At 70.9% G+C, this 23,210-nt stretch carries 23 protein-coding genes; 20 read left to right on the top strand and 3 right to left on the bottom strand.

The window, feature by feature from the left end:
- Nucleotides 1-16 precede the first annotated feature (16 nt).
- Nucleotides 17-964: a DNA-3-methyladenine glycosylase family protein gene (locus AC6EI4_RS17560; RefSeq protein WP_498452248.1), complete on the top strand. Its 948-nt coding sequence runs from the start codon at nucleotides 17-19 to the stop codon at nucleotides 962-964.
- 107 nt (nucleotides 965-1,071) lie between these two features.
- Nucleotides 1,072-2,205 (top strand): ScyD/ScyE family protein, encoded by a 1,134-nt coding sequence (locus AC6EI4_RS17565; RefSeq protein WP_498452249.1) that lies wholly within the window; start codon nucleotides 1,072-1,074, stop codon nucleotides 2,203-2,205.
- A gap of 34 nt (nucleotides 2,206-2,239) precedes the next feature.
- Here the strand turns inward: AC6EI4_RS17565 and AC6EI4_RS17570 are convergent, their stop codons facing one another.
- Nucleotides 2,240-3,502: a phospholipase D-like domain-containing protein gene (locus AC6EI4_RS17570; RefSeq protein WP_498424690.1), complete on the bottom strand. Its 1,263-nt coding sequence runs from the start codon at nucleotides 3,500-3,502 to the stop codon at nucleotides 2,240-2,242.
- Between the two features lie 96 nt (nucleotides 3,503-3,598).
- Here AC6EI4_RS17570 and uvrB point away from each other — a divergent pair, with 96 nt between their 5' ends.
- Complete coding sequence (uvrB, locus tag AC6EI4_RS17575) at nucleotides 3,599-5,719, top strand: excinuclease ABC subunit UvrB (RefSeq protein WP_498452250.1); 2,121 nt, start codon at nucleotides 3,599-3,601, stop codon at nucleotides 5,717-5,719.
- A 6-nt stretch (nucleotides 5,720-5,725) separates the two neighbouring features.
- Here uvrB and AC6EI4_RS17580 read toward each other — a convergent pair whose 3' ends face one another.
- A complete protein-coding gene (locus tag AC6EI4_RS17580; RefSeq protein WP_498424693.1) occupies nucleotides 5,726-6,211 on the bottom strand; it encodes a DUF1707 SHOCT-like domain-containing protein in 486 nt (161 codons plus the stop codon).
- Between the two features lie 75 nt (nucleotides 6,212-6,286).
- On the opposite strand from AC6EI4_RS17580, the gene AC6EI4_RS17585 reads away from it, so the two are divergent.
- From AC6EI4_RS17585 to AC6EI4_RS17655, 15 genes are all read left to right on the top strand, one after another.
- Nucleotides 6,287-7,573 carry an MFS transporter gene (locus AC6EI4_RS17585; RefSeq protein WP_498424695.1) on the top strand — a complete coding sequence of 429 codons (1,287 nt, stop codon included), beginning with the start codon at nucleotides 6,287-6,289 and terminating at the stop codon, nucleotides 7,571-7,573.
- 181 nt (nucleotides 7,574-7,754) lie between these two features.
- The gene (locus AC6EI4_RS17590) at nucleotides 7,755-8,528 is read left to right on the top strand and encodes an MlaE family ABC transporter permease (RefSeq protein ID WP_498424696.1); all 774 of its coding nucleotides are present in this window, start codon (nucleotides 7,755-7,757) and stop codon (nucleotides 8,526-8,528) included.
- Complete coding sequence (locus tag AC6EI4_RS17595; RefSeq protein WP_498424699.1) at nucleotides 8,528-9,367, top strand: MlaE family ABC transporter permease; 840 nt, start codon at nucleotides 8,528-8,530, stop codon at nucleotides 9,365-9,367. Before AC6EI4_RS17590 ends, AC6EI4_RS17595 begins: the two co-directional genes overlap by 1 nt.
- A gap of 4 nt (nucleotides 9,368-9,371) precedes the next feature.
- Nucleotides 9,372-10,679, top strand: coding sequence for an MCE family protein (locus tag AC6EI4_RS17600; protein ID WP_498424701.1), 1,308 nt, complete (start codon nucleotides 9,372-9,374; stop codon nucleotides 10,677-10,679).
- Nucleotides 10,676-11,737, top strand: coding sequence for an MCE family protein (locus tag AC6EI4_RS17605; RefSeq protein ID WP_498424702.1), 1,062 nt, complete (start codon nucleotides 10,676-10,678; stop codon nucleotides 11,735-11,737). Before AC6EI4_RS17600 ends, AC6EI4_RS17605 begins: the two co-directional genes overlap by 4 nt.
- Nucleotides 11,737-12,723 (top strand): MCE family protein, encoded by a 987-nt coding sequence (locus tag AC6EI4_RS17610; protein ID WP_498424704.1) that lies wholly within the window; start codon nucleotides 11,737-11,739, stop codon nucleotides 12,721-12,723. Before AC6EI4_RS17605 ends, AC6EI4_RS17610 begins: the two co-directional genes overlap by 1 nt.
- A complete protein-coding gene (locus AC6EI4_RS17615; RefSeq protein WP_498424705.1) occupies nucleotides 12,723-13,898 on the top strand; it encodes an MCE family protein in 1,176 nt (391 codons plus the stop codon). The genes AC6EI4_RS17610 and AC6EI4_RS17615 overlap by 1 nt, the downstream gene beginning before the upstream one ends.
- Nucleotides 13,895-15,115 (top strand): MCE family protein, encoded by a 1,221-nt coding sequence (locus AC6EI4_RS17620; protein WP_498424706.1) that lies wholly within the window; start codon nucleotides 13,895-13,897, stop codon nucleotides 15,113-15,115. Before AC6EI4_RS17615 ends, AC6EI4_RS17620 begins: the two co-directional genes overlap by 4 nt.
- Nucleotides 15,112-16,368: an MCE family protein gene (locus AC6EI4_RS17625; protein WP_498424707.1), complete on the top strand. Its 1,257-nt coding sequence runs from the start codon at nucleotides 15,112-15,114 to the stop codon at nucleotides 16,366-16,368. The genes AC6EI4_RS17620 and AC6EI4_RS17625 overlap by 4 nt, the downstream gene beginning before the upstream one ends.
- A gap of 20 nt (nucleotides 16,369-16,388) precedes the next feature.
- Nucleotides 16,389-17,009 (top strand): Rv1363c family protein, encoded by a 621-nt coding sequence (locus AC6EI4_RS17630; protein WP_498452251.1) that lies wholly within the window; start codon nucleotides 16,389-16,391, stop codon nucleotides 17,007-17,009.
- A 4-nt stretch (nucleotides 17,010-17,013) separates the two neighbouring features.
- Nucleotides 17,014-17,787, top strand: coding sequence for a hypothetical protein (locus tag AC6EI4_RS17635; RefSeq protein ID WP_498452252.1), 774 nt, complete (start codon nucleotides 17,014-17,016; stop codon nucleotides 17,785-17,787).
- 66 nt (nucleotides 17,788-17,853) lie between these two features.
- Nucleotides 17,854-18,825, top strand: a complete 972-nt coding sequence (locus tag AC6EI4_RS17640; protein WP_498452253.1) for an NAD(P)/FAD-dependent oxidoreductase — start codon at nucleotides 17,854-17,856, stop codon at nucleotides 18,823-18,825.
- A gap of 1 nt (nucleotide 18,826) precedes the next feature.
- On the top strand, nucleotides 18,827-19,315 hold the full coding sequence (locus AC6EI4_RS17645) for a pyridoxamine 5'-phosphate oxidase family protein (protein ID WP_498424711.1): 489 nt from the start codon (nucleotides 18,827-18,829) through the stop codon (nucleotides 19,313-19,315).
- A 7-nt stretch (nucleotides 19,316-19,322) separates the two neighbouring features.
- Entirely contained in the window at nucleotides 19,323-19,514 is a 192-nt protein-coding gene (locus AC6EI4_RS17650) for a ferredoxin (protein WP_498424712.1), read from the top strand.
- A 107-nt stretch (nucleotides 19,515-19,621) separates the two neighbouring features.
- Complete coding sequence (locus tag AC6EI4_RS17655; RefSeq protein WP_498424715.1) at nucleotides 19,622-20,377, top strand: glucose 1-dehydrogenase; 756 nt, start codon at nucleotides 19,622-19,624, stop codon at nucleotides 20,375-20,377.
- Between the two features lie 36 nt (nucleotides 20,378-20,413).
- Here the strand turns inward: AC6EI4_RS17655 and kstR are convergent, their stop codons facing one another.
- On the bottom strand, nucleotides 20,414-21,016 hold the full coding sequence (gene kstR / locus AC6EI4_RS17660) for a cholesterol catabolism transcriptional regulator KstR (protein ID WP_498424716.1): 603 nt from the start codon (nucleotides 21,014-21,016) through the stop codon (nucleotides 20,414-20,416).
- Between the two features lie 208 nt (nucleotides 21,017-21,224).
- Between kstR and AC6EI4_RS17665 the strand changes: the two genes are divergently transcribed.
- The gene (locus AC6EI4_RS17665; protein ID WP_498424717.1) at nucleotides 21,225-22,502 is read left to right on the top strand and encodes a glycosyltransferase family 4 protein; all 1,278 of its coding nucleotides are present in this window, start codon (nucleotides 21,225-21,227) and stop codon (nucleotides 22,500-22,502) included.
- The gene (locus AC6EI4_RS17670; protein WP_498452254.1) at nucleotides 22,489-23,208 is read left to right on the top strand and encodes a class I SAM-dependent methyltransferase; all 720 of its coding nucleotides are present in this window, start codon (nucleotides 22,489-22,491) and stop codon (nucleotides 23,206-23,208) included. Before AC6EI4_RS17665 ends, AC6EI4_RS17670 begins: the two co-directional genes overlap by 14 nt.
- The last annotated feature ends 2 nt before the right edge of the window (nucleotides 23,209-23,210 follow it).

A 23,210-nucleotide genomic window follows, 5' to 3' on the forward strand; every position in this document is an offset into this window, starting at 1 on the left:
GACTAGCGTCGGGGACGTGGAAGTGGGTGGACCTGTCGCTGCCGCGCCGCACACCCGAGTGTGGCGCCCGGGCCGGCCCTGTCCGGTGGCGCGGATCCTGCGCCCGCACCGCCGCGGGCCCGGGGACCCGACGTACCGCATCGACGCGGCGGGCCGGCACTGGCGGGCGCTGCGCACGCCGGAGGGGCCGGCGACGCTGGTGCTCGCCGAGCGGGCGGCCGAGGGGGAGGTCCACGCCGGCGCCTGGGGCCCGGGGGCGCAGTGGGCGCTCGCGTCGGTGCCCGACCTGCTCGGCGACTCCGACGACCCGTCCGGCTTCGAGCCGCGGCACCCGGTCCTCGTCGAGGCCTGGCGCCGGCACGGGGACTGGCGGCTGGGCCGCACCGGGCTGGTGATGGAGGCGCTGGTACCGGCCATCCTGGAGCAGAAGGTCACCGGGCAGGAGGCCTACGCCGGGTTCCGGATGCTGGTCCAGCGCTTCGGCGAGCCGGCGCCCGGCCCTGCCGCCGATCTGCGGCTGCGCCTGCAGCCGACGGCACAGGTGCTGCGCGGCATCGCGTCGTGGGAGTGGCTGCGCATGCACGTCGACCCGGCCCGCTCCCGTGCCGTGGTCACCGCAGCCCGGGTGGCGGACTCCCTGGAGCGCGTCACCGAGGTGTCGGTGGAGGAGGCCGACCGCAGGCTGCGCTCGCTGCCGGGCATCGGCGTGTGGACCAGCGCGGAGACCCGCTCGCGGGCGCTCGGCGACGCCGACGCGGTCAGCTTCGGCGACTACCACGTCGCCAAGGACATCGGCTGGGCGCTGACCGGTGCGCCCGTCGACGACGACATGCTCGCCGAGCTGCTGGAGCCGTGGCGCCCGCATCGCGGGCGGGTCCAGGCGCTGGTCGTGCTGGCCGGCCTGCACCGTCCCCGGCGCGGCCCGCGGCTGGCCCCCCGCACCCACCTGCCGCCGCGCGGCTGAGGCACCCGCGGAAGACCACCAGCCATTACCCAGGTTGAACGATGGCACGGTGCCCGCTCGTCGCTAGCGTGCAGGGATCTGCCGCACTCGCAGCACGAGGTGATCCCATGGGTGCTCGTCGTCGAACCCCACTCGCCCTCGCCACCCTGGCCCTGGCGACGGTGGGCCCGCTCGTCGCCGTCGGCGCCACGACGCCCGGCCCGGTCGCGGCGGCGCCCTCGCCCGTCTCGCCTCGGCCGGCCGCCCACCGGGTGGTGCTCGACGGGCTGGACAACCCGCGCCAGCTCAGCGTCACCGCCGACGGCCGCCGTCTCGTGCTGGCGCAGGCCGGGCGCGGGTCGGCGGGCCCCGCCGGCTGCACCGGGGAGGGTGAGGAGACCACCTGCGTAGGACGCACCGGCAAGGTCACCGTGTTCACCCCCGGCGGCCCGCGGCGTGACGTGATGCGGCGGCTGCTCTCGATGGCCGGCCCGGACGGCAGCTTCGCGGCCGGCTCCGACGGCGCCGGGAAGCGTCCCGGCGGGCGGTTCCTCGCCGTGATCGCCCAGGCCCCGCCCGAGCTGCCGGCCTCGCTGCCGGGCTGGCAGTCGGGCAAGCTGCTGGCCGGCCTCGCGGGCGGCGGCAGCCGGGCGATCGCCGACATCGCCCGGTTCGAGCGGCGCCGCGACCCCGACGGCGAGGGCGTGGAGAGCAACCCCTATGCCGTGCTGGCCCTGCGGGACCGGGTGCTGGTGGCCGACGCCGCCGGCGACTCGATCCTGCAGCTGCGCAACGGCCGGCTGTCGCTGTGGGCGCTGATGCCGGAGTACGGGCGCCGGGTCGACGCCGTGCCCACGGTGCTGACCCTGGGCGCCGACGGGCGGGTCTACGTCGGCGAGCTGCACTCCGAGCAGCCCGGGAAGGCCAAGGTGCACCGGTTCAGCCGCGACGGCCGCCTGCTGCGCTCCTGGGGAGGCTTCACCACCGTGACGGGCGTGGACGTCGCGGCCAACGGCACGATGTACGTCTCCGAGCTCTTCGGCGGCGACTGCGGCTTCGACCAGATCCCGACGTGCTTCCCCGGTCAGGTCGTCCGGGTCCGGCCCGGTGGGGCCAGGGCCGCGCGCGAGGTGCCCTTCCCCGCTGGACTGGCGCTGCGCGGAGGCATCCCCTTCGTCAGCGCGTTCTCCGTCTCCCCGGCCGCCGGCATCGGCGGGAACCCGGAGTGGAGCGGACAGGTCTGGCGCCTGCGCCGCTGGTGAGCTGCGTCGCCTGCGGCCCGCTGCGCCCGCTGCCTCAGAGCAGCGGGCGCAAGGGCTGCAGCACGTGCTCGGTGAACTTGCGATGGAAGTCGCGGGCCTCCCACTCGTCGGCGCGCAGCTCCAGGCAGTTGCTCAGGTCGGTGTGGAAGATGTCCTCCATCGCCCGGGCCATGCCCTCGTGGATGATCTCCACGTTGATCTCGTAGTTGCCCTGCAGGCTCAGCCGGTCCACGTTGGCGGTGCCGACCGTCGACCAGTTGCCGTCGATGGTCGAGGTCTTGGCGTGCACCATCGCGTCGCGGAACCGGAAGATGCGCACCCCCGCCCCCAGCAGCTGGGAGAAGTACCCGCGCGAGATCCAGTCGGCGACGATGTGGTTCGACTTGTGCGGGATCAGCAGGCGGACGTCGACGCCGCGACGGGCGGCGTCCTTGAGTGCGTCGACGAAGTCCTGGTCGGGGATGAAGTAGGCGTGCGTCATCCAGATGTTGCGGGTGGCCCGGTGGATGGCCTCGAGGTACATCGAGCGGATCGGGAACATCCACAGCCGCGGCACGTTGCGGTGGAAGCGGATCTGCGGCTCCCAGTGCGAGGCGGTCTCGAGCAGCAGCGGGCGCTCGCTGCTGCGGAAGCGCTTGCGCCGGTGCAGGTTCCAGAAGTCCGCGAAGGCCCGCTCCAGGTCCCACACCCCGGGGCCGGTGATCCGCACGTGCGTGTCCCGCCACTCGGTGGCGTAGGCCGAGCCGATGTTGTAACCGCCGACGAAGCCGACCTCGCCGTCGACGACGAGGATCTTGCGGTGGTCACGGCCGTAGTGGCGCAGGTTGAAGAAGCGCAGGCCGGCCGAGTACACGGGGTAGGGCAGCACCAGCATGTTGCTCGGGAAGTGCTTGAAGCGCGGGGAGACCACCAGGTTCGCGAAGGCGTCGTAGATGCAGTAGACCTCCACGCCGCGGTCGGCCGCGGCGGCGAGGGCGCTCTTGAACCGCTCGCCGACCTCGTCGCCCTTCCAGATGTAGGTCTCGAAGAGGATCCGCTTCTGGGCGGACTCGATGGCGGCGAGCATGTCGTCGTACAGGTTCTGGCCGAAGGTGTACGGCGTGACCTCGCCCTCGCCGATGCGCACCGGCTTCGGCTCGGTGGTCGGGAAGGGCTTGGGGCGCTTGCCCCGGCGGCGGTAGGAGTCGACCAGACTCATCCCGACGGCCAACGCGAACTGGACCCCGAACAGGGCGAGCAGCGTGCGCTGCAGCACTTTGAGGCAGACGTCGGTGGACACGCGGGGGAGGCTGGGCACGAGGTCAATCTATCGGGGCGCGGCGTGCCGGGGGGCCGCGAGCCCGGTCCGGTTGCCGACCGGGCCGGTGTCGGCGCCAACCCGTAGGCTCGGAGCATGCGTCCAGTCACGGATCTCGAGCGCCGCGTGGCGCCGTTCCACGTGGTCTCCGACTACCAGCCCTCGGGCGACCAGCCGGCCGCGATCGCGGAGATCACCAAGCGGATCAACGCCGGGGTCGAGGATGTGGTCCTGCTCGGCGCCACCGGCACCGGCAAGACCGCCACTGTCGCCTGGGTCGCCGAGCAGGTGCAGCGCCCCCTGCTCGTGCTGCAGCCCAACAAGACGCTGGCCGCGCAGTTCGCCAACGAGCTGCGCCAGCTCTTCCCGGACAACGCGGTGGAGTACTTCGTCAGCTACTACGACTACTACCAGCCCGAGGCCTACGTCCCGCAGACCGACACCTACATCGAGAAGGACTCCTCGATCAACGAGGAGGTCGAGCGGCTGCGGCACTCGGCGACCAACTCGCTGCTGACCCGCCGCGACGTGATCGTGGTCTCGACCGTGTCCTGCATCTACGGCCTGGGCACCCCGCAGGAGTACGTCGACCGGATGATCCGGCTCAAGGTCGGCGAGGAGCACGACCGCGACTCGATCCTGCGCCGGCTGGTGGAGATCCAGTACACCCGCAACGACATGGCGTTCACCCGCGGCACGTTCCGGGTCCGCGGCGACACCCTGGAGGTGTTCCCGGTCTACGAGGAGCACGCCGTGCGCATCGAGTTCTTCGGCGACGAGATCGAGCGGCTGATGACGCTGCACCCGCTCACCGGCGAGGTCGTCACCGAGGACCAGGAGCTCTACCTCTTCCCGGCCACCCACTACGTCGCCGGACCCGAGCGGATGGAGCGCGCCATCCGCGGCATCGAGCTCGAGCTCGCCGACCAGCTCGAGACCTTCGAGCGCCAGGGCAAGCTGCTGGAGGCGCAGCGGCTGCGGATGCGGACCACCTACGACATCGAGATGATGCGCCAGGTCGGGTCCTGCTCGGGCATCGAGAACTACTCGATGCACATGGACGGCCGCGCCCGCGGCTCGGCGCCCAACTGTCTGCTCGACTACTTCCCCGAGGACTTCATCACCGTCATCGACGAGTCGCACGTCGCCGTCCCGCAGATCGGCGGGATGTACGAGGGCGACATGTCCCGCAAGCGCAACCTGGTCGACCACGGGTTCCGGCTGCCCAGCGCGATGGACAACCGACCGCTCAAGTGGGAGGAGTTCCTCGAGCGGATCGGCCAGACGATCTATCTCTCGGCCACCCCCGGCAACTACGAGCTCGACAAGGTGGGCGGCGTCGCCAACACCGTCGAGCAGATCATCCGCCCCACCGGCCTGATCGACCCCGAGGTCATCATCAAGCCCACCAAGGGACAGATCGACGACCTGATCCACGAGATCCGGGCCCGCGCCGAGCGCCACGAGCGGGTGCTGGTCACCACGCTGACCAAGAAGATGTCCGAGGACCTCACCGACTACCTCCTCGACGCCGGCATCCGCACCCGCTACCTGCACTCCGAGGTCGACACCCTCAAGCGGATCGAGCTGCTGCGCGACCTCCGGCTGGGGCAGTACGACGTGCTGGTCGGCATCAACCTGCTCCGCGAGGGCCTCGACCTGCCGGAGGTCTCGCTGGTCGCGATCCTCGACGCCGACAAGGAGGGCTTCCTGCGCTCGGACAAGTCGCTGATCCAGACCATCGGCCGGGCGGCGCGCAACGTCTCGGGCCAGGTGCACATGTACGCCGACAAGATCACCGCGTCGATGGAGTCCGCCATCGACGAGACGAACCGCCGGCGCGCCAAGCAGGTCGCCTACAACACCGCGCACGGGGTCGACCCGCAGCCGCTGCGCAAGAAGATCGCCGACATCACCGAGATGCTGGCCCGCGAGGACGAGAGCACCCGCGAGCTCCTGGAGACCTGGCAGCACGGCGACGGCGCCTCGGCGAAGAAGAAGCAGCCGGTGCCCGCGCTGACCCGCGACGCCGCCGGGCGGCGCACCGAGGGGCTGGCCGGGATGCCCAGCGCCGAGCTCGCCCAGCTGGTGCAGGACCTCACCGACCAGATGAAGAACGCCGCCGCCGAGCTCCAGTTCGAGGTCGCTGCCCGGCTGCGCGACGAGATCTCCGAGCTCAAGAAGGAGCTGCGTCAGATGATGGAGGCGACGCGCTGAGCCGGCTCAGCTCGCCTCGGCGATGATGTCGGGGCGCCGCACCAGGGTGCGCACGAGGTTCATCCCGGTGACCGCCATGACGATCAGCGGCCACGGGAAGTAGAAGCCCCCGCCGAACGACGTCGCCAGGTAGACCATGGTGCAGATCACCGACGGCACGAGGAATCCCAGCAGCGCGTGCCGCCGGGCCGACTCGTACGCCGCGAGCCCCCGGCCGCTGGGCGGCAGCGGAGTCGGCGGCGGCGGGGACCACCCGGGCGTCGTGGACGGGACGAGGTCCGCGACCAGGTGCGCGAGTGCGCTCAGGGGGATCGGCGCCTCGAGGGCGGACGTGCGGTGCTCCAGCTCGTCACGGTCGAGCCGCCCGTCGCCGTAGGCCTCGGTGAGGACCTGGCGGACCACGTCGCGGTCCCGGTGTCCCGCCCGCAGGGCCGCGTTCTGGGGCAGGCGCGGATCGTGGTCGAACGCGGACCAGGGGTCGGTGGGGGGCATGGCGCGATCCTAGGCCCGACGACGCCCGGGGCGGGCCGGATCCGGGCGGGGTGCGGCCGTTCCTAGGATGGGGCGGTGAGCCACGCCGTCGACGTCCGCCCCCGCGGCGCCCTCGTCGTCTGGGGGGTGGCCATGTCGGTCTACTTGCTCGCGGTGTTCCACCGCTCCTCGCTGGCGGTGGCGGGGCTGGCCGCGACCGACCGGTTCGGGATCTCCGCCTCCCAGCTCGCCACGTTCACCATGCTGCAGCTGCTGGTCTACGCGCTGATGCAGATCCCGGTCGGTCTCGCGGTCGACCGCTTCGGGTCGCGCAGCGTGCTGCTGGGCGGGGTGCTGCTGCTGTCGGCGGCGCAGACCGGGTTCGCCTTCTCCGACTCCTACGCGCTCGCCTTGCTCGCCCGGGTGTTCGTGGGGATCGGCGACGCGATGACGTTCATCTGCGTGCTCCGGCTGGTCAACACCTGGTTCCCCACTCGGCAGATCCCGCTGGTCTCCCAGCTGACCGGCACCCTCGGCCAGTTGGGAGCGGTGGGAGCCGCGGTGCCGATGACCTGGGCGCTGGGCAGCTTCGGGTGGTCGCGCTCCTACCTCGCCACGGCCCTGCTCGGGTTGGTGCTCGCGGTGGCGCTGGCGGTGGTGGTGCACGACTCCCCGCGGGCGCGCAACCTGCGCGGACCGGCCTTCTCGTTCGCCGCGATCCGTCGCAGCCTGGCCACCTCGTGGTCGCATCCCGGCACCCGGCTGGGCTTCTGGATGCACTTCTCCACCCAGTTCAGCGCGACCGTGCTCAGCCTGCTGTGGGGCTACCCGTTCTTCGTGCGCGGCGAGGGTCGCAGCCCGGGGGAGGCGGGACTGCTGCTGACCCTGATCGTGGTCGCGGTGATGACCGCGGGGCCGATCCTGGGCTGGCTGGTGAGCGCCTTCCCCTGGCACCGCTCCACGATGGTGCTCGGCATCGTCTCCTCGATCGTCGTGGTGTGGACCGCGGTGCTCGCCTGGCCGGGGGCCGCGCCGGCGTGGCTGCTGGTGCTGCTGGCGGTGGTGGTGGGCGTCGGCGGTCCCGCCTCGATGATCGGCTTCGACGTCGCCCGCACGGCGAACCCGCCGGACCGGATGGCCAGCGCCAGCGGCATCGTCAACCAGGGCGGCTTCTACGCCAGCCTGGTCCTGGTCGTGGCGATCGGCCTGATCCTCGACTGGCGCACGCCCGGCGACGGCACGGCGTACACGCCGGAGGCGTTCCGCTGGGCGATGAGCGCCCAGTACCCGCTGTGGGCGATCGGCCTGCTCCAGGTCTGGCGCTACCGCCGGCTGGCACGCGCCCGGGCCCGGGCGCTGCCCGAGGGCGTCGTCGCACCCTGACCTCGGTCGTCTAGACGCCCCTGGCGCCCGATCTCGATCGCCTGGAGTGTGAGCGTGACCACATCGGGCCGCGCTCGTTGGGCGCACCGGAAGGCGTAACTCAGAGTTCATACAGGCGTTGTGCAAAACGAGAACAGGTTCTATTCTCGGCACGGCCGTCGGCGAACACGGGAGGTGAGCGATGGGATTCTCCGCCGTTTCCGTGCTGCGAGGGCCCGGTGAGCTCGCAGCGATGGTCGTCGACGTGACCAAGCTGATCTTCACCACGAAGTTCCAGACCCGGGAGTTCATCGAGCAGGCCTGGTTCATCACCAGCGTGTGCCTGTTCCCCACGATCCTGGTGTCGATCCCGTTCGGCGCCGTCATCTCCCTGCAGGTGGGCAGCCTCACCGGGCAGCTCGGCGCGCAGTCCTTCGCCGGCGCCTCGGCGGTGCTCGCGGTGGTCCGCGAGGCCGCCCCGATCGCGGCGGCGCTGCTGATCGCCGGCGCCGCGGGCTCGGCCATCTGCTCCGACATGGGGGCGCGCAAGATCCGCGAGGAGATCGACGCGATGGAGGTGCTCGGGATCAACCCGCTGGAGCGCTTGGTCGTGCCGCGCGTGGTCGCCACCGTCTTCGTCGCGCTGATGATCAACGGGCTGGTGATCGGCGCCGGCATCGGCGGCGGCTACTTCTTCACGGTGATCATCCAGGGCGGCTCGGCGGGCGCGTTCCTCTCCTCCTTCACCGCCCTGGCCAGCCTTCCCGACCTCTGGATCGCGATGGTGAAGGCGGCCGTCTTCGGGTGGCTGGCCGCCATCGTCGGCGCCTACAAGGGGCTCAACGCCGGGGGCGGGCCCAGCGGCGTCGGCCGCGCGGTCAACGAGTCGGTGATCGTCGCGTTCATGCTGCTGTTCTTCCTCAACGCCATCATCACCGCGATCTACTTCCAAGTCGTCCCACAGCCGGGGTTGTGATGTCCGCCTTCAGCGAATTCGGCTCCGCCTTCTACCGGGAGCGACGCGCCGGCCTCGAGCAGCGCGGCGACCAGCTCCTCTTCTACGTCAAGGCGCTCGCCTGGACCCCGCGGGCGCTGACCCGGTACCGCCGCGAGATCTGGAACACCCTCGCCGAGGTCGCCTTCGGCGTCGGGGGGCTCTCGGTGATCGCCGGCACGGTCGGGGTGATCGCGTTCCTGGCCTTCTTCGCCGGCACCGAGGTGGGCATCCAGGGCTACGCCTCGCTCAGCCAGCTCGGCGTCGCCAAGTTCACGGCCTTCATCTCGGCCTACTTCAACACCCGCGAGGTGGCGCCGCTGGTCTCCTCGATCGCGCTGGCCGCCACGGTCGGCTGCGGCTACACCGCCCGGCTCGGCGCGATGCGGATCTCCGAGGAGATCGACGCCCTCGAGGTGATGGGGATCCCGTCGCTGCCGTTCCTGGTGACCACCCGGATGATCGCGGCGTTCATCGCGGTGATCCCGCTCTACGTGGTGGCCCTGTTCTCGTCGTACCTCTCGCCGCGGCTGATCACGACGGTGATCTACGGGCAGTCGGCCGGCACCTACGACCACTACTTCCTGCAGTTCCTGCCACCGGTCGACATGCTGTGGTCCTTCGGCAAGCTGATCTTCCTCGCCGTCGCGATCATCCTGATCCACTGCTACTACGGCTACACCGCCTCCGGTGGCCCGGCCGGGGTGGGCATGGCGGTGGGACGGGCCATCCGCACCTCGATCGTCACCGTCGTGGTCGCCGACTTCTTCCTCAGCTTCGCGATCTGGGGCTCGACGACCACGGTCAGGATCACGGGGTGACGCGATGCTGGTGAACGTCCACCACGACAGCCCTGCCGAGCACCGGCGGCTGCTGCTCTTCGGCGTGGTCTTCGTGACCATCCTGGCGACCTTCATCTGGGTGACCATCGCCTTCTACCAGAAGAAGTTCGAGCCGGTCACGATGGTCACGATGAAGGCCGAGCGGGCCGGGCTCCAGCTCGCGCGCGGCGGCGACATCCGCGTGCACGGGGTGCTGGTCGGCCAGATCCGGGAGATCTCCCAGGACGGGGAGGAGGCGGTGATCAAGCTCGGGCTGAAGCCCGAGGCGGCCGAGTCGATCCCGGCCAACGTCAGCGCCCAGATCCTGCCCACCACGCTGTTCGGGCAGAAGTACGTCGCGCTGGTGGACCCCCTCAAGCCGTCCGCGGAGAGCATCGGCGACGGCGACGTGATCCCCTCGGAGCGGGTGGAGACCAACGTCGAGCTGAGCCGCATCCTGGGCGACCTGTTCCCGCTGCTGCGGGCGATCGCCCCCGCCGACCTGAACGCCACGCTGTACGCGCTCTCCTCGGCGCTGACCGGTCGCGGCGGCCAGATCGGCGAGATGATGGACGACCTGGACGGCTACGTCACCCGCCTCAACACCCGGCTGCCCACCCTGCGCGAGGACCTGGTGCTGCTGGCCGACGTGGCGAAGAGCTACGAGATCGCCGCACCCGACCTGGTCCGGCTGATGCGCAACGCCACGGTGACGGCGCGGACGCTGGCCCAGAAGGAGGACACCTTCTCGGCGTTCCTGGGCGACCTGACCGGGATGGCGGCCAGCACCACGCGGGTGCTCGCCGAGAACGAGGCCGGCCTGATCCGGCTGGGTCAGCTGTCGCGGCCGCTGCTGCGGCTGATGGACACCTACGCCCCCGAGTACCCGTGCCTGCTGCGCGGCCTGGACCGCTACACCTCGCGGCTCCAGGAGATCTTCAAGAACGGGCGGGTCAACCAGATCCTCGAGCTCGGCTCGGTGCAGAAGCCGGCCTACGACGCGGGGGACCGACCGGTCTACGGCGAGGTCGGCCACGGCCCGTGGTGTGTCGGGCTGCCCAACCCGCAGGTGCCGATCCCGCAGATCCCGCTCAAGGACGGCAGCGACCAGGACGAGCTCACCGGCCCCCAGCTGCCGTTCGCCAGCAAGTCGTTCGTCAACCCGACCAGCGGCTACTCAGGGACCCCGGCCGAGCAGCGGATGGTCAACACGCTGCTGGCCTCGCGCGACGGCTCCTCCACGACCAGCTACGGCGGCCTGGCCACGCTGCTCTACGGGCCGCAGGTCCGGGGAACGACGGTGAGCCGATGAGCTCGCGCAACACGGTGACGTCGCTCGCGGCGGTCAAGCTGGCGATCTTCACCCTCAGCTCGCTGCTGGTGACCGGGCTGCTGGCCACGATCATGGGCAACTTCAGCTTCGGGAGCCAGACCACCTACCGCGCGCTCTTCACCAGCGCGAGCATGCTGCAGAAGGGCGACGACGTCCGGATCGCGGGCATCCCGGTGGGCGAGGTGCGCGAGGTCGAGCTGGAGAACCGCAACCAGGCGCTGGTGACCTTCCGCGTCGAGAGCGAGGTCGAGCTGACCGAGGCGAGCCGCGCCGAGATCCGCTACCTCAACATCGTCGGCGACCGCTACCTGGCCCTGGAGCAGGGGGTCCCGGACTCGCCGGCGCTCGAGGAGGAGGCGGTGATCCCGGTCGAGCGCACCCAGCCGGCGCTGAACCTCACCGAGCTCTACAACGGGTTCCAGCCGCTCTTCTCCGCGCTGCAGCCCGAGGACGTCAACAAGCTGTCGCTGAACATCATCCAGGTGCTGCAGGGCGAGGGCGGCACGGTGCAGAGCCTGCTCGCGGAGACCGCCTCGCTGACCAACTCGATCGCCGACCGCGACGAGCTCATCGGCGACGTCGTCACCAACCTCTCCACGATGCTGGAGACCGTCGACAGCCGGCGTACCCAGCTCAACCAGCTCGTCGTCCAGCTCAAGGGCTGGATGAGGAACCTCGCCCGGGACCGCACCTCGATCGGGGACTCGATCGAGAACATGGACGCGCTGACCGACACGGTCGCCGACCTGCTGACCCGGGCCCGACCGCTGCTCAAGGAGGACGTCGCGCAGCTGCGCAAGCTGGCGACGCTGCTGGCCAAGCCCGAGAGCCAGAAGGTGCTCACCGAGCTGCTCGACCGGCTGCCGGAGGCGATGACCGACCAGACCCGGATCGGCACCTACGGGTCCTGGTACAACTACTACCTCTGCGACTTCGAGGGCAGCATCAAGCTGCCCGACCTGGGCATCGACCTGAGCGGGATCCAGGACCGGCTCAACGACCTGTCCTTCCACAGCACCGCTCCGAGGTGTCAGTGATGGCACGCGGACGCAGTGACGCAGCGGTCCTCCGGCTGGGCTCGATCACCCTGGTGATCCTGCTGGTGGTGATGGCGGCCGCCTTCAACCTGCAGAAGTTCCCCGGGTTCCGCGGTGAGGGCTTCCACGCCGAGTTCGCCGACGCCGGCGGACTGCGCAAGGGGCACATGGTGCAGATCGCGGGCAAGCGGGTCGGGCGGGTCCAGCAGCTCAGCGTCGAGAAGGACCGGGTGCTGGTCGACTTCGAGCTGGATGCCGGCATCGAGCTGGGCAAGGAGACCCGGGCCTCGGTCGAGGTGCTCAACCTGCTCGGCGAGAAGTACCTCGAGATCACTCCGGAGGGCGGCGGCGAGCTCGACCCCGGCAGCACCATCGCGCTGGAGCGCACCAGCTCGGCCTACGACATCGTCGACGTGCTCAGCGACCTGACCACCACCACCGAGCAGATCGACGACAAGCAGCTCGGCACCGCGCTGGACACCCTCGCCGGCACGCTCGAGGGCTCCAGCGACGAGATCCGCTCCAGCTTCACCGGCCTGTCCCGGCTGGCGCGCTCGATCGCCAAGCGCGACGACGAGCTCGAGAAGCTGCTCGGCCGCGCCGACTCCGTCAGCGGGCTGCTGGCGGAGCGTCGCGGCGACCTGGTCGAGCTGATGGGCGACAGCAGCCTGGTCTTCGACGAGCTGGACCGTCGCCGCAAGGCCATCCACTCGCTGCTCGTGAACGCGCGCAAGCTGTCCGTGACGCTGCAGGGCGTCGTGGAGGACAACGAGGACGAGATCGGCCCCGCCCTGAAGGAGCTCCGGACCGTGACCAGCATGCTCAAGCGGAAGAAGAAGGAGCTGCGCGCCACCGCCGCCGCGGTCGGCCCGTACGCCGACATCCTCGGCAACATCGTCGGCACCGGGCCCTGGTTCGACGCCTACCTGGTGAACCTGGGCGGGTTGGCCGGCGAGTTCCTGCCGGGACCGCGAGGGGGCAGCTGATGGCCGGCTGGACGAGCAGGCGCTACCCCCTGCGGACGCTGGCCGCGGCGGCCGTGGTGGCGCTGGTCGTGACCGGGCTCGTGGTGGTCTTCGACGGCCCCGAGACCAAGACCGTGACCGCCCACTTCTCGCGAGCGGTGAGCGTCTTCCGCGGCACGGAGGTCAGGATCCTCGGGGTCACCATCGGCGAGGTCTCGGCAGTCGTCCCGGAGGGCAACTCGGTCCGGGTGGAGATGACCTACGACGCCGAGTACGACCTCCCGGCGCAGGCGCAGGCCGTCATCGTGACGCCCACCCTGGTCGCCGACAGGTTCGTGCAGCTGACCCCGGTCTACACCGAGGGCAAGGTGATGGCCGACGGTGCCGAGATCCCGCTGAAGGAGACCGGGACCCCGGTCGAGCTGGACCGGATCTACGCCAGCCTGGCCATGGTCTCCGACGCGCTGGGACCCAACGGCGCGAACCGCAACGGCTCGCTCAACACGTTGCTCAAGGCCGGGTCGGAGACGCTCGACGGCCAGGGCGTGGTGGCGAACCAGATGATCCGCGACCTCTCCTTGGCCGCCGAGACGTTCGGCGAGAACAGCGGCGACCTCTTCGCGACCGTGCGCCAGCTCGACTCGTTCACCCGGACGCTGGCCAGGAACGACCGCCTGGTCGACGACTTCGTCGGCGACCTCGGCCGTGCCTCCAAGCAGCTCGCCGGCGAGCGCCAGGAGATCGGTGCCGTGCTGAGCGCGCTGGCCAGCGCCGTCGGCAAGGTGCGCAGCTTCGTGCGCGACAACCGCAAGGCGGTCACCGGCGAGGTGGAGACCCTGGGCGTCGTGCTGGACACGCTCGTGCAGGAGAAGGAGTCGCTGGCGACCTCGCTGGAGAAGGGGCCGCTCGGCGCCGGCAACCTGGCGCTGGGCTTCGACACCAAGACCGGCTCGCAGAACGCCCGGATCCAGATCGGACCCAACATCGAGGACCTCGACGGGTTCCTGTGCGCGATCGTCAAGAACGCGCAGGTCCCGGGCGCCGGTGGCGTGTGCCGCCTGTTCGAGGGGCTGCTCGAGCCGCTCGGCCTGCGGCTGCCGGACCTCGGCGCCCGTGCCGGGGCCGAGAGCACCCGGGTGCCCGGGGAGTCGGTCCCGGCCGACTCGTTCTCCAGCCTGCTGGGAGGCGGACGATGAGCCGCGCCGCGATCCGTCGTACGCCGCGCCTCGCCGCGCTCGGGGTGAGCCTGGCCCTGGGCGCCTCGGTGCTCAGCGGCTGCGACTTCGACGGGGCCTACGACCTGCCGCTGCCGGGCAGCCCCATCTCGGGGGAGGAGGCCTTCACGATCACCGCCGACTTCGCCGACGTGCTCAACGTCGTGCCGCGCTCCCCGGTGATGGTCAGCGACGTGACGGTGGGGGAGGTGACCGAGGTCGAGCGGAAGGGCTGGGCCGCCGAGGTCACCCTGCGCATCCGCGCCGACATCGAGCTGCCCGACAACGCGGTGGCCGAGATCAGGCAGACCAGCCTGCTGGGCGAGAAGTTCATCGAGGTCAGCGCCCCCGAGGGCGAGCAGGTCGGCGCCCTGGGCGAGGGCGACCACCTGGCCCTGCGCGACACCAGCCGCAACCCCGAGGTCGAGGAGGTGCTGGGGGCGCTCTCGTTCCTGCTCAACGGCGGCGGGGTCGGGCAGATCAAGGAGATCAGCACCGAGATCAACGAGGTGATGACGGGCCGGACCGGACGCATCAAGCACCTCCTGCGCGAGCTGAGCTCGCTGGTCGGGACCCTCGACGACCAGAAGACCGAGATCATCGCGGCGATGGAGTCGTTGAGCTCGCTCACCAAGACGCTCAACCGCGAGAAGCGGACCATCCGCTCCGCGCTGGACGCGACCGGGCCGGCGCTGAAGGTGCTGAACGGCCAGCACCGCGACCTGGTGAAGATGCTCGGCGGCCTCAACCGGCTCGGCCGGGTGGGCACCCGGGTCGTCAACGGCACCAAGGACAACCTGCTCGCCGACCTGGAGCACCTGCAGCCGATCCTGCGCCGGCTCAACGAGACGGGGGACTCGCTGCCCCGCGGACTGTCCCTGCTGCTCAGCTTCCCGTTCCCCCAGGAGGCCATGGAGAACGTCAAGGGCGACTACGCGAACGCGCTCTTCGCGCTCGACGTGTCGCTGGAGGGGATCCTCCAGGGGGCCGGCGTCACCCTCGACGAGGAGGGCATCAAGATCCCGGGGCTGCCGACGATCCCGCTGCCCGACCTGGGTGGCCTGCTCGACTCCCTGGGGCTGGACCTGGGGCTCAAGCAGTCCTCGGCGTCCCGCGGGACTTCGGGACGGGCGGCCACCACCGGGATCGACAAGGCGGTCGGCACCGGCGGCGGCCTGTTCGAAGGAGGACTGGGATGAGCAAGGGCGTCCGGATCAGGCTGGCGGCGTTCGCGGTGCTCGCCGCGGTCGGCATCGTCTACATCGCCGGCACCTACCTGGGGCTGGTGGACCGGGTGCTGGGCCGCGGTCTCCAGATCCACGCGACCCTGCCCGCCTCGGGTGGCCTCTACGAAGGCAGCGAGGTGACCTATCGGGGCGTCAAGGTCGGCAAGGTGTCCGCGATGCACGTGACCCCCGAGGGGCTGCGCGCGGACCTGTCCCTGGAGCACGGCACCAAGATCCCGCTGGACGCGGAGGTCTTCGTGCACAACCTCTCGGCGGTGGGGGAGCAGTACCTCGACCTCGAGCCCGCCGACGACAAGGGGCCCTACGCCGAGAACGGCGACACCATCGCGGGCAGCGCCCGCAGCCTGCCGGTGGCCGAGGAGGACCTGCTGATCGAGCTCGACGAGCTCGTCGGGTCGGTGAACACCCAGCACCTCAACACCGTCCTGCGCGAGCTGGGCACCGCGTTCCGCGACACCGCGGACCCGCTGCAGCGGATGCTCGACGGCGGCGACCAGTTCCTCGGCGCCGCCATCGAGAACGAGGACGCGACGTTCTCGCTGCTCGAGAACGGCCGGACGGTGCTGGCCACCCAGCAGCGCAACAGCGAGAACATCCGCTCCTTCGCCCGGGACCTGGCCGACCTGACCGGGACCTTCAAGCAGCGCGACCCCGAGCTGCGCAAGGTGCTGGAGGGGGGTGGCTCCGCGGTGCGCGAGGTCGACGCGCTGATGCAGGGCCTCGAGCCCACCTTGCCGATCTTTATCAGCAACCTGGTGACGCTCAACCAGGTGGTCACCGCCCGGCTGCCGGCGCTGGAGCAGCTGCTGGTGACGTTCCCGAAGATGGTCGCCGCGGGCTTCACCGGCACTCCCGGGGACGGCTACGGCCACATCAACCTGCAGTTCGCGCAGAGCCCCGGGCCGTGCCGCGACGGGTACATGCCGAGCTCTCAGTGGCGCGACGGGACCGAGCTGGAGGACACCGACCCCTATCCCGCGCGCTGCCTGCAGGGTCCGCCGTACAACATGCGCGGATCGAAGTACGCGCCGCGCTTCGACGACGGGACGGCCAGCCGGGTCGCCCCCTACGACCCGGCCACCGGCATCGTCCAAGGAGCCACGAGCGCCGACGACGTGATGATCGGCCACCAGGGAGGACTGCAGACCGTGTTCGGAGACGACTCGTGGCGATGGATGCTCATCGGACCCATGGAGCCCCAGTGAGGAGCCCAGTGAGGAGCCCAGTGAAGAGCCTGACGACCGACGAGGCGGCCCCGAATGCGGCCGAGCAGGACGCGGCGGGTGCGCGCGAGTCAGACGCCGCGGACCAGGACGCCGGCGCCGCGCCGGGCGAGAGGTCCCGGCGGCGCGGCCCCTCGCAGCGAGCCTGGCGCCGGATCGTCGGCGTCCTCGGCGTGCTGGCGGTGGCGCTGGCCTCGGCAGTGGGGATCGGGCTGTGGCAGGGCCGCGACGAGGGCGGGCTCACCGAGCAGCACCGGGAGGTGGCCCGCGCGGCGCAGGCGCAGACCGTGGCCTTCCTGACCGTGGACCACCGCGACATGGACGCCGGGATCGACAAGGTCCTGGCCGGGGCGACCGGCGACTTCAAGAAGGACTACGCGGCACGCCGCAAGGACATCATCGAGGCCGCCACCCGCAACGAGTCCCTCTCCACCGGCACGGTGGTCGCGCTGGGCGTCGGCGAGCTGGACGAGGACTCGGCGCTGGTCTACGTGGCCGCCAACAGCGAGGTCTCGAACACCACCACCGAGGGCACCAAGCAGCCGCGCTACTACCGGCTGCAGCTCGACATGACCCTGGAGGACGGCAAGTGGCTGGCCTCCGACGTTCAGTTCGTGGGATGAGCAGATGACCGACGAGAAGACCTGTCCCTACTGCGCCGAGACGATTCGCGCAGCGGCCATCAAGTGTCGCTACTGCCAGTCCGACCTGGGGTCCGAGGCCGAGGCGGCGCCGTTGCCCGACCACGTGGTGCCCGCGTCCACCGCCGGGCTGCCGGCGGAGGACTTGGCCGAGACTGCGCCGGTCGACCTCGCCAAGACCGAGGCCTCCGGGAGCGAAGCCGCCGAGACCTCCGAGGCCCAGGTCTCTGCGGCCCGGGACTGGCGGTTGCCGGCGACGGCCGGGGTGTTGCTGGCGATCGTGGTCGCCCTGGCCGGCGTCTGGGCGACGATGCTCACCGGTGACGAGGCGACCGCGGCGCCCAAGGGGAACACCCCGATGGCGTCCGGGGCCGAGATCTCGGGCGACGGCGCCAAGCAGGCGGCCATGGCCGCGGCCACGGAGGCCGTCGAGGAGGTGCTCTCCTACGACGCCAAGACCCTCGACGAGGACGTCGCCAAGGCCGAGAAGCGACTCGGCGAGAAGATGCTCGACGAGTACGCCACGACCATGAAGACGATCCGCGAGGACACCGTCAAGAACGAGGCTGTCGTGGAGGCCGCGGTGGTGGCATCCTCGATCGTGTCGGCCAACGAGGAGACGGCCAAGGCGCTGCTGTTCGTCAACCAGACCACCAGTGGGAAGCACCTGCAGGCGCCGCGCACCGACCTCAACCGGGTGGTGGTGACGCTGCGGCGAGACGGCGGTGTCTGGTTGGTCACAGACGTCGACGCCCTCTGATATAACGAGAACACGTTTCAGTTCTGGTCGTCCGTGGGGCGGCCCCGAAGGGGAGGGGACGCTCACGTGACCGCCACGGACACGGACCTCGTGGTCCTGGGCGCCGGCCCGACCGGGCTGTTCGCCACCTACTACGCCGGCTTCCGTGGCCTGCAGGTCGACGTCGTGGACTCGCTGCCCGAGTTGGGCGGCCAGATCACCGCGATGTACCCCGAGAAGCAGATCCTCGACGTCGCCGGCTTCCCCTCCATCAAGGGCAGGGACCTGGTGGAGGGGCTGGTGACCCAGGCGGCGACCGCGCACCCGACGTACCACCTCGACCGGACCGCGACGACCCTGCGCCACGGGGAGGACTCGGTCACCATCGGGCTCGACGACGGCACCGAGATCACCGCCCGCGCCCTGCTGGTCACCGCCGGCATCGGCAAGTTCAGTCCCCGCCCGCTGCCGGCCGCCGAGGGCTGGGTGGGGCGCGGAGTCGAGTTCTTCGTGCCCAGCTTCGCGCCGTACGCCGGGAAGGACGTGGTGATCGTGGGAGGCGGGGACAGCGCCTTCGACTGGGCGCTCCACCTGGAGCCGGTGGCCGCGTCGGTCACCCTCGTGCACCGGCGCGATGCGTTCCGCGCCCACCAGCGCGCGGTCGAGGCGGTGCGGGAGTCCTCGGTCGAGATCCTCACCAAGGCGCAGGTCACCCGGCTGAGCGGCGAGGCCCACCTCGAGTGCGTCGAGATCACCGTCGACGGCGAGACCCTCGAGCGCCCGGCGCAGGCGGTCGTGGCCGCCCTCGGGTTCGTGGCGGACCTCGGCCCGCTCCAGGACTGGGGCCTGACGGTCGAGAAGCGGCACCTGGTGGTCGACTCCGCCATGCGCACGAACCTGCCACGGGTCTTCGCCGCCGGTGACATCACCGAGTTCCCCGGCAAGGTGCGGCTGATCGCGGTCGGCTTCGGCGAGGCGGCCACCGCGGTCAACAACGCGGCCGTCGTCATCGACCCGGCGGCGCACGTCTTCCCGGGCCACTCCAGCGAGGGCGCCTGAGATGGGGGTGCGCGACGCCGTGCGGATGTCGCCCGGGGAGGTGGCGAGCTTCCTGGCCGAGCAGATCAAGGTCCAGGTGGCCACCGTCGGCAAGGACGGCGCCCCCCACCTGTCCACCCTCTTCTACGTGCTCGACGAGGCCGGGCGGGTCGCGTTCTGGACCTATGCCCGGTCCCAGAAGATCCGCAACCTGGAACGGGACCCGCGGGTGAGCTGCCTGGTGGAGGACGGCGACGACTACTTCGCGTTGCGCGGAGCCAGCATCACCGGCACCGCCGAGATCGTCCGTGACGCCGACCGGCTGCGCCGGATCGGCTCGGCCGTCGCCTGCCGGATGGCCGGGGTGGGCGACCTGGCCGACCTCGGCGAGCTCGGCAGCAGCGAGGTCGAGCGCCAGGTGGCCAAGCGCGTCGCCGTCGTCGTCCACCCCGACCGGGTCGCCACCTGGGACCACCGCAAGATGCTCGCCGGCAGCGGCGAGGGGAAGTGAGCACGCCATGCGAGTGAAGGTCGACTTCGACCTCTGCGAGTCCAACGCCCTGTGCGAGGGACTGGCCCCGGCGGTCTTCGAGCTCGACGACGACGACTACCTGGTGGTCAAGGCCGAGGAGGTCGCCGCCGACCAGCACGACGCCGTACGGCGTGCGGCCGCGGCCTGCCCGCGTGCCGCGATCTCCCTGGAGGACTGAGCGCGCCGCGCCTGGGACCTCCCACTGCCTCGACGATCCCGTCCGGGCAGGCACCCCACCCACCGGACCGTGCCGTGCGCGCGGCCCGTCTCGAGAGGAAGCTGCAGATGGCTCGTCTGGCCGGCAAGGTCGCCATCGTCACCGGAGGCGCCCAGGGGCAGGGCGCCGAGATCGCCCGGGCGTTCGTCGCCGAGGGCGCGAAGGTGATCGTCGCCGACGTCGCCGTCGAGCCCGGCGAGCTGCTCGCCAAGGAGCTCGGCGACGAGGCCTGCTTCGTGCGTCACGACGTCGGCGACGAGGGCTCCTGGCAGGCGCTGGTCGCCACCGCGCAGGAGCGGTTCGGGCCGGTCACGGTGCTGGTCAACAACGCGGGCATCCTGCGCTTCAACGACATCGTGAACACCACCGTGGAGGAGTACGAGACCGTCTTCCGGGTCAACCAGCTCGGCTGCTTCCTCGGGATGAAGGCGGTGATCCCGGGGATGGAGGCCGCCGGTGGGGGCTCCATCGTCAACGCCTCCTCCGTGGAGGGCCTGGCCGGGATGGGCTCGCTGGTGGCCTACTCCGCCACCAAGTTCGCGATCCGCGGGATGACCAAGGTGGCCGCCCTCGAGCTGGGGCCGAAGGGCATCCGGGTCAACTCGGTGCACCCCGGGATGATCGACACCGGCATGACCCGGGTGCACGGCGGGGACCTGGCGATGGAGTTCGGGGCCAGCAAGGTCCCGCTGCGCCGGGTCGGCCAGCCCGGCGACGTCGCGCCGCTCTACGTCTACCTGGCCTCCGACGAGAGCGGCTACGTCAACGGCGCCGAGATCGCCATCGACGGTGGGGTCACCGCCACGCACGCCTTCGGCGGCTGAGCCGGTCGGCCGACGCCCGGGCCGCCCGCCCGGGGCTCAGCGCAGCAGCAGGCGCACGGCGACGTCCATCGAGCTCTGTACGTCGCTGGCCGGGACCCGCCCGGTGACCCAGCCGACCAGGGTGGACAGCCACACGTCGCCGATCACCTTGGCGATGGCGATCTCCTCGTCGGTGGGCTCGTCGTCGGGGCTCTTGCCCATCGCCTGGGTCAGCATCCGGGTCAGCAGCATGCCGACGACGTGGATCTCGTTCTTCACCGACGCGTCGGCGAACATGAACGCCCGGGTCAGCGCCTCGGTCAGGTTGGGGTCGCGCTGCAGGGACTTGGTGGTCCGTCCGATGACGAACATCACCCGCTCGTGCGGGGTCTCGCCGGGGATGGGCCCCGAGCGTCCCGCCTTCTCCGCTCGCTCGAACTGCCGGGCGAGAGCGGAGACCAGCAGGTGCACCTTGGAGGGGAAGTAGCGGTACAGCGTGCCGAGGGCGACGTCCGCCTGCTCGGCGACGGCACGCATCTGCACCGCATCGAAGCCGCCCTTCGAGGCGAGGGCGATGGTCGCGTCGAGGATGCGCTTGCGGCGGTCTCGCTGTGCGGCGGACCCGAGCTCCTCGACGGACAGCGAGCTGACGCTGCTCACGAAGCCTCCTGTTACCTGTTGGTAGATATCGGGCCTCGGCCGTCCGGTGCGGGAGTTGCCCGCAACAGACAGCCCCCGCTCCGTGTGTTGACGTTCATGACTAGGCTATCAACCGGTGAGACGGAACTGGAACACGTTTCACCTCAGTTCGAGCCGGCGAGTCCCGGGCGGGACGCCCGCATCGGACGACAACAGAGAGGTCGTGGCCATGCGCATCGCGCTGCTTTCGTACCGCAGCAAGCCCCACTGTGGCGGGCAGGGCGTCTACGTTCGGCACCTGAGCAGGGAGCTGGTGGCCCTGGGGCACCAGGTGGAGGTCTTCTCCGGCCAGCCCTACCCCGAGCTGGACCCCGGCGTGGCGCTGACCAAGGTCCCCAGCCTGGACCTGTACCGCGAGCCCGACCCCTTCCGGGTGCCGAAGCTGCGCGAGTTCCGCGACCTGATCGACGTCCAGGAGTTCGCGATCATGTGCCTGGCCGGGTTCCCCGAGCCCCGCACGTTCAGCAAGCGCGTGGCGCGGCTGCTGCGCGAGCGCCGCGACGACTTCGACATCGCCCACGACAACCAGGTGCTCGGACACGGGATCGCGGAGGTGGAGAAGATGGGGCTCCCGCTGATCACCACCATCCACCACCCGATCACCTTCGACCGGCGCATCGACCTCGCCTCGGCGCCCAGCGCCTGGCGCAGGTTCACGCTGCGGCGCTGGTACGGCTTCCTGAGGATGCAGGGCAAGGTCGCCCGCGGGCTGACCAAGATCCTCACCGTCTCGGAGTCCTCGCGCCGCGACATCGCCAAGGACTTCGGCGTCGACATCGACCGACTCCAGGTGATCCCGCTGGGCGTCGACGACGTGTTCGTCCCCCCGACCAAGCCCCGCGTCCCGGGCCGGATCGTGGCGATGGCGAGCGCCGACGCGCCGATGAAGGGCATCGCCACCCTGCTCGAGGCCTTCGCCAAGCTGCGCACCGAGCGTGACCTCGAGCTGCTGCTGGTCACCAAGCCGGTGCCCGGCGGTCGCACCGAGAAGCTCATCGAGCGGCTCTCGATCGCCGGCCACGTCCGGTTCGTGCACGGCATCTCCGACGCCGAGCTCGTCGAGGTGATGGGCTCCGCGGAGCTCGCCTGCGTCCCGTCGCTCTACGAGGGCTTCTCGCTGCCGACGGCCGAGCTGATGGCCTGCGAGACGCCGCTGGTCGTCTCGCGTGCCGGCGCCATCCCCGAGGTGGTCGGTGAGGACGGCGTCTGCGCCGACCTGGTCACCCCCGGCGACGTCGGCGAGCTCGAGGCCGCCATCGCCGCCCTGCTCGACGATCCCGAGCGCCGGGCGCGGATGGGAGCCGCCGGTCGCCGCCGGGTGCTGGAGCGGTTCAGCTGGCGTGCCGTGGCCACGGCCACCGCCGCCGCCTACCAGGAAGTCATCGACACCAGCCGCGCCGCCGGCGCCGGGAACAACCAAGGAGTGAAGATCAGTGCTGACCGTTGATTTCGACCGGCTGGGACTGCGCCCCGGCGAGCGGGTTCTCGACATGGGCTGCGGCGCCGGTCGCCACGCCTTCGAGATGTACCGGCGCGGCGCCGACGTCATCGCGTTCGACCAGGACGCCGACGAGCTGGCGGGGGTCCGCGAGCTGTTCGGGGCGATGAAGGAGGCCGGCGAGGTGCCGGCCGGCGCGGAGGCGGACATCAAGGAGGGCGACGCCCTGGCGCTGCCGTTCGCCGACGGCGAGTTCGACCGGATCGTCGCCGCCGAGGTGCTCGAGCACATCCCGGCCGACATCCAGGCCATCGAGGAGCTCGTCCGCGTCCTGCGCCCCGGCGGCACGCTCGCGGTCTCGGTGCCGCGCTGGTTCCCCGAGGTCGTCAACTGGAAGCTCTCCGAGGACTACCACAACGTCCCCGGCGGGCATATCCGGATCTACACCGACAAGGAGCTCACCGACAAGGTGGTCAAGGCCGGGATGGAGTTCGAGAGCAAGGACTACGCCCACGGCCTGCACACGCCGTACTGGTGGATCAAGTGCGCGGTCGGCGTCCGCAACGACGACCACCCCGCCGCCAAGGCGTACCACAAGCTGCTGGTCTGGGAGATCATGAAGCAGCCCCGGGCCCTGCAGCTGGCCGGCAAGGTGCTCGACCCGCTGATCGGCAAGAGCATGGTGCTCTACTTCCGCAAGCCGGAAGCGGCCTGACC

Source organism: Nocardioides sp. Z43_10 (genome assembly GCF_059766615.1).

Coding starts and splice junctions, on each gene's coding strand:
- AC6EI4_RS17565 (WP_498452249.1), top strand. CDS start 1,072: ATGGGTGCTCGTCGTCGAACCCCACTCGCCCTCGCCACCCTGGCCCTG.
- AC6EI4_RS17655 (WP_498424715.1), top strand. CDS start 19,622: ATGGCTCGTCTGGCCGGCAAGGTCGCCATCGTCACCGGAGGCGCCCAG.
- AC6EI4_RS17620 (WP_498424706.1), top strand. CDS start 13,895: ATGAGCCGCGCCGCGATCCGTCGTACGCCGCGCCTCGCCGCGCTCGGG.
- uvrB (WP_498452250.1), top strand. CDS start 3,599: ATGCGTCCAGTCACGGATCTCGAGCGCCGCGTGGCGCCGTTCCACGTG.
- AC6EI4_RS17605 (WP_498424702.1), top strand. CDS start 10,676: ATGAGCTCGCGCAACACGGTGACGTCGCTCGCGGCGGTCAAGCTGGCG.
- AC6EI4_RS17645 (WP_498424711.1), top strand. CDS start 18,827: ATGGGGGTGCGCGACGCCGTGCGGATGTCGCCCGGGGAGGTGGCGAGC.
- AC6EI4_RS17635 (WP_498452252.1), top strand. CDS start 17,014: ATGACCGACGAGAAGACCTGTCCCTACTGCGCCGAGACGATTCGCGCA.
- AC6EI4_RS17600 (WP_498424701.1), top strand. CDS start 9,372: ATGCTGGTGAACGTCCACCACGACAGCCCTGCCGAGCACCGGCGGCTG.
- AC6EI4_RS17595 (WP_498424699.1), top strand. CDS start 8,528: ATGTCCGCCTTCAGCGAATTCGGCTCCGCCTTCTACCGGGAGCGACGC.
- AC6EI4_RS17610 (WP_498424704.1), top strand. CDS start 11,737: ATGGCACGCGGACGCAGTGACGCAGCGGTCCTCCGGCTGGGCTCGATC.
- AC6EI4_RS17625 (WP_498424707.1), top strand. CDS start 15,112: ATGAGCAAGGGCGTCCGGATCAGGCTGGCGGCGTTCGCGGTGCTCGCC.
- AC6EI4_RS17665 (WP_498424717.1), top strand. CDS start 21,225: ATGCGCATCGCGCTGCTTTCGTACCGCAGCAAGCCCCACTGTGGCGGG.
- AC6EI4_RS17650 (WP_498424712.1), top strand. CDS start 19,323: ATGCGAGTGAAGGTCGACTTCGACCTCTGCGAGTCCAACGCCCTGTGC.
- AC6EI4_RS17590 (WP_498424696.1), top strand. CDS start 7,755: ATGGGATTCTCCGCCGTTTCCGTGCTGCGAGGGCCCGGTGAGCTCGCA.
- AC6EI4_RS17580 (WP_498424693.1), bottom strand. CDS start 6,211: ATGCCCCCCACCGACCCCTGGTCCGCGTTCGACCACGATCCGCGCCTG.
- AC6EI4_RS17615 (WP_498424705.1), top strand. CDS start 12,723: ATGGCCGGCTGGACGAGCAGGCGCTACCCCCTGCGGACGCTGGCCGCG.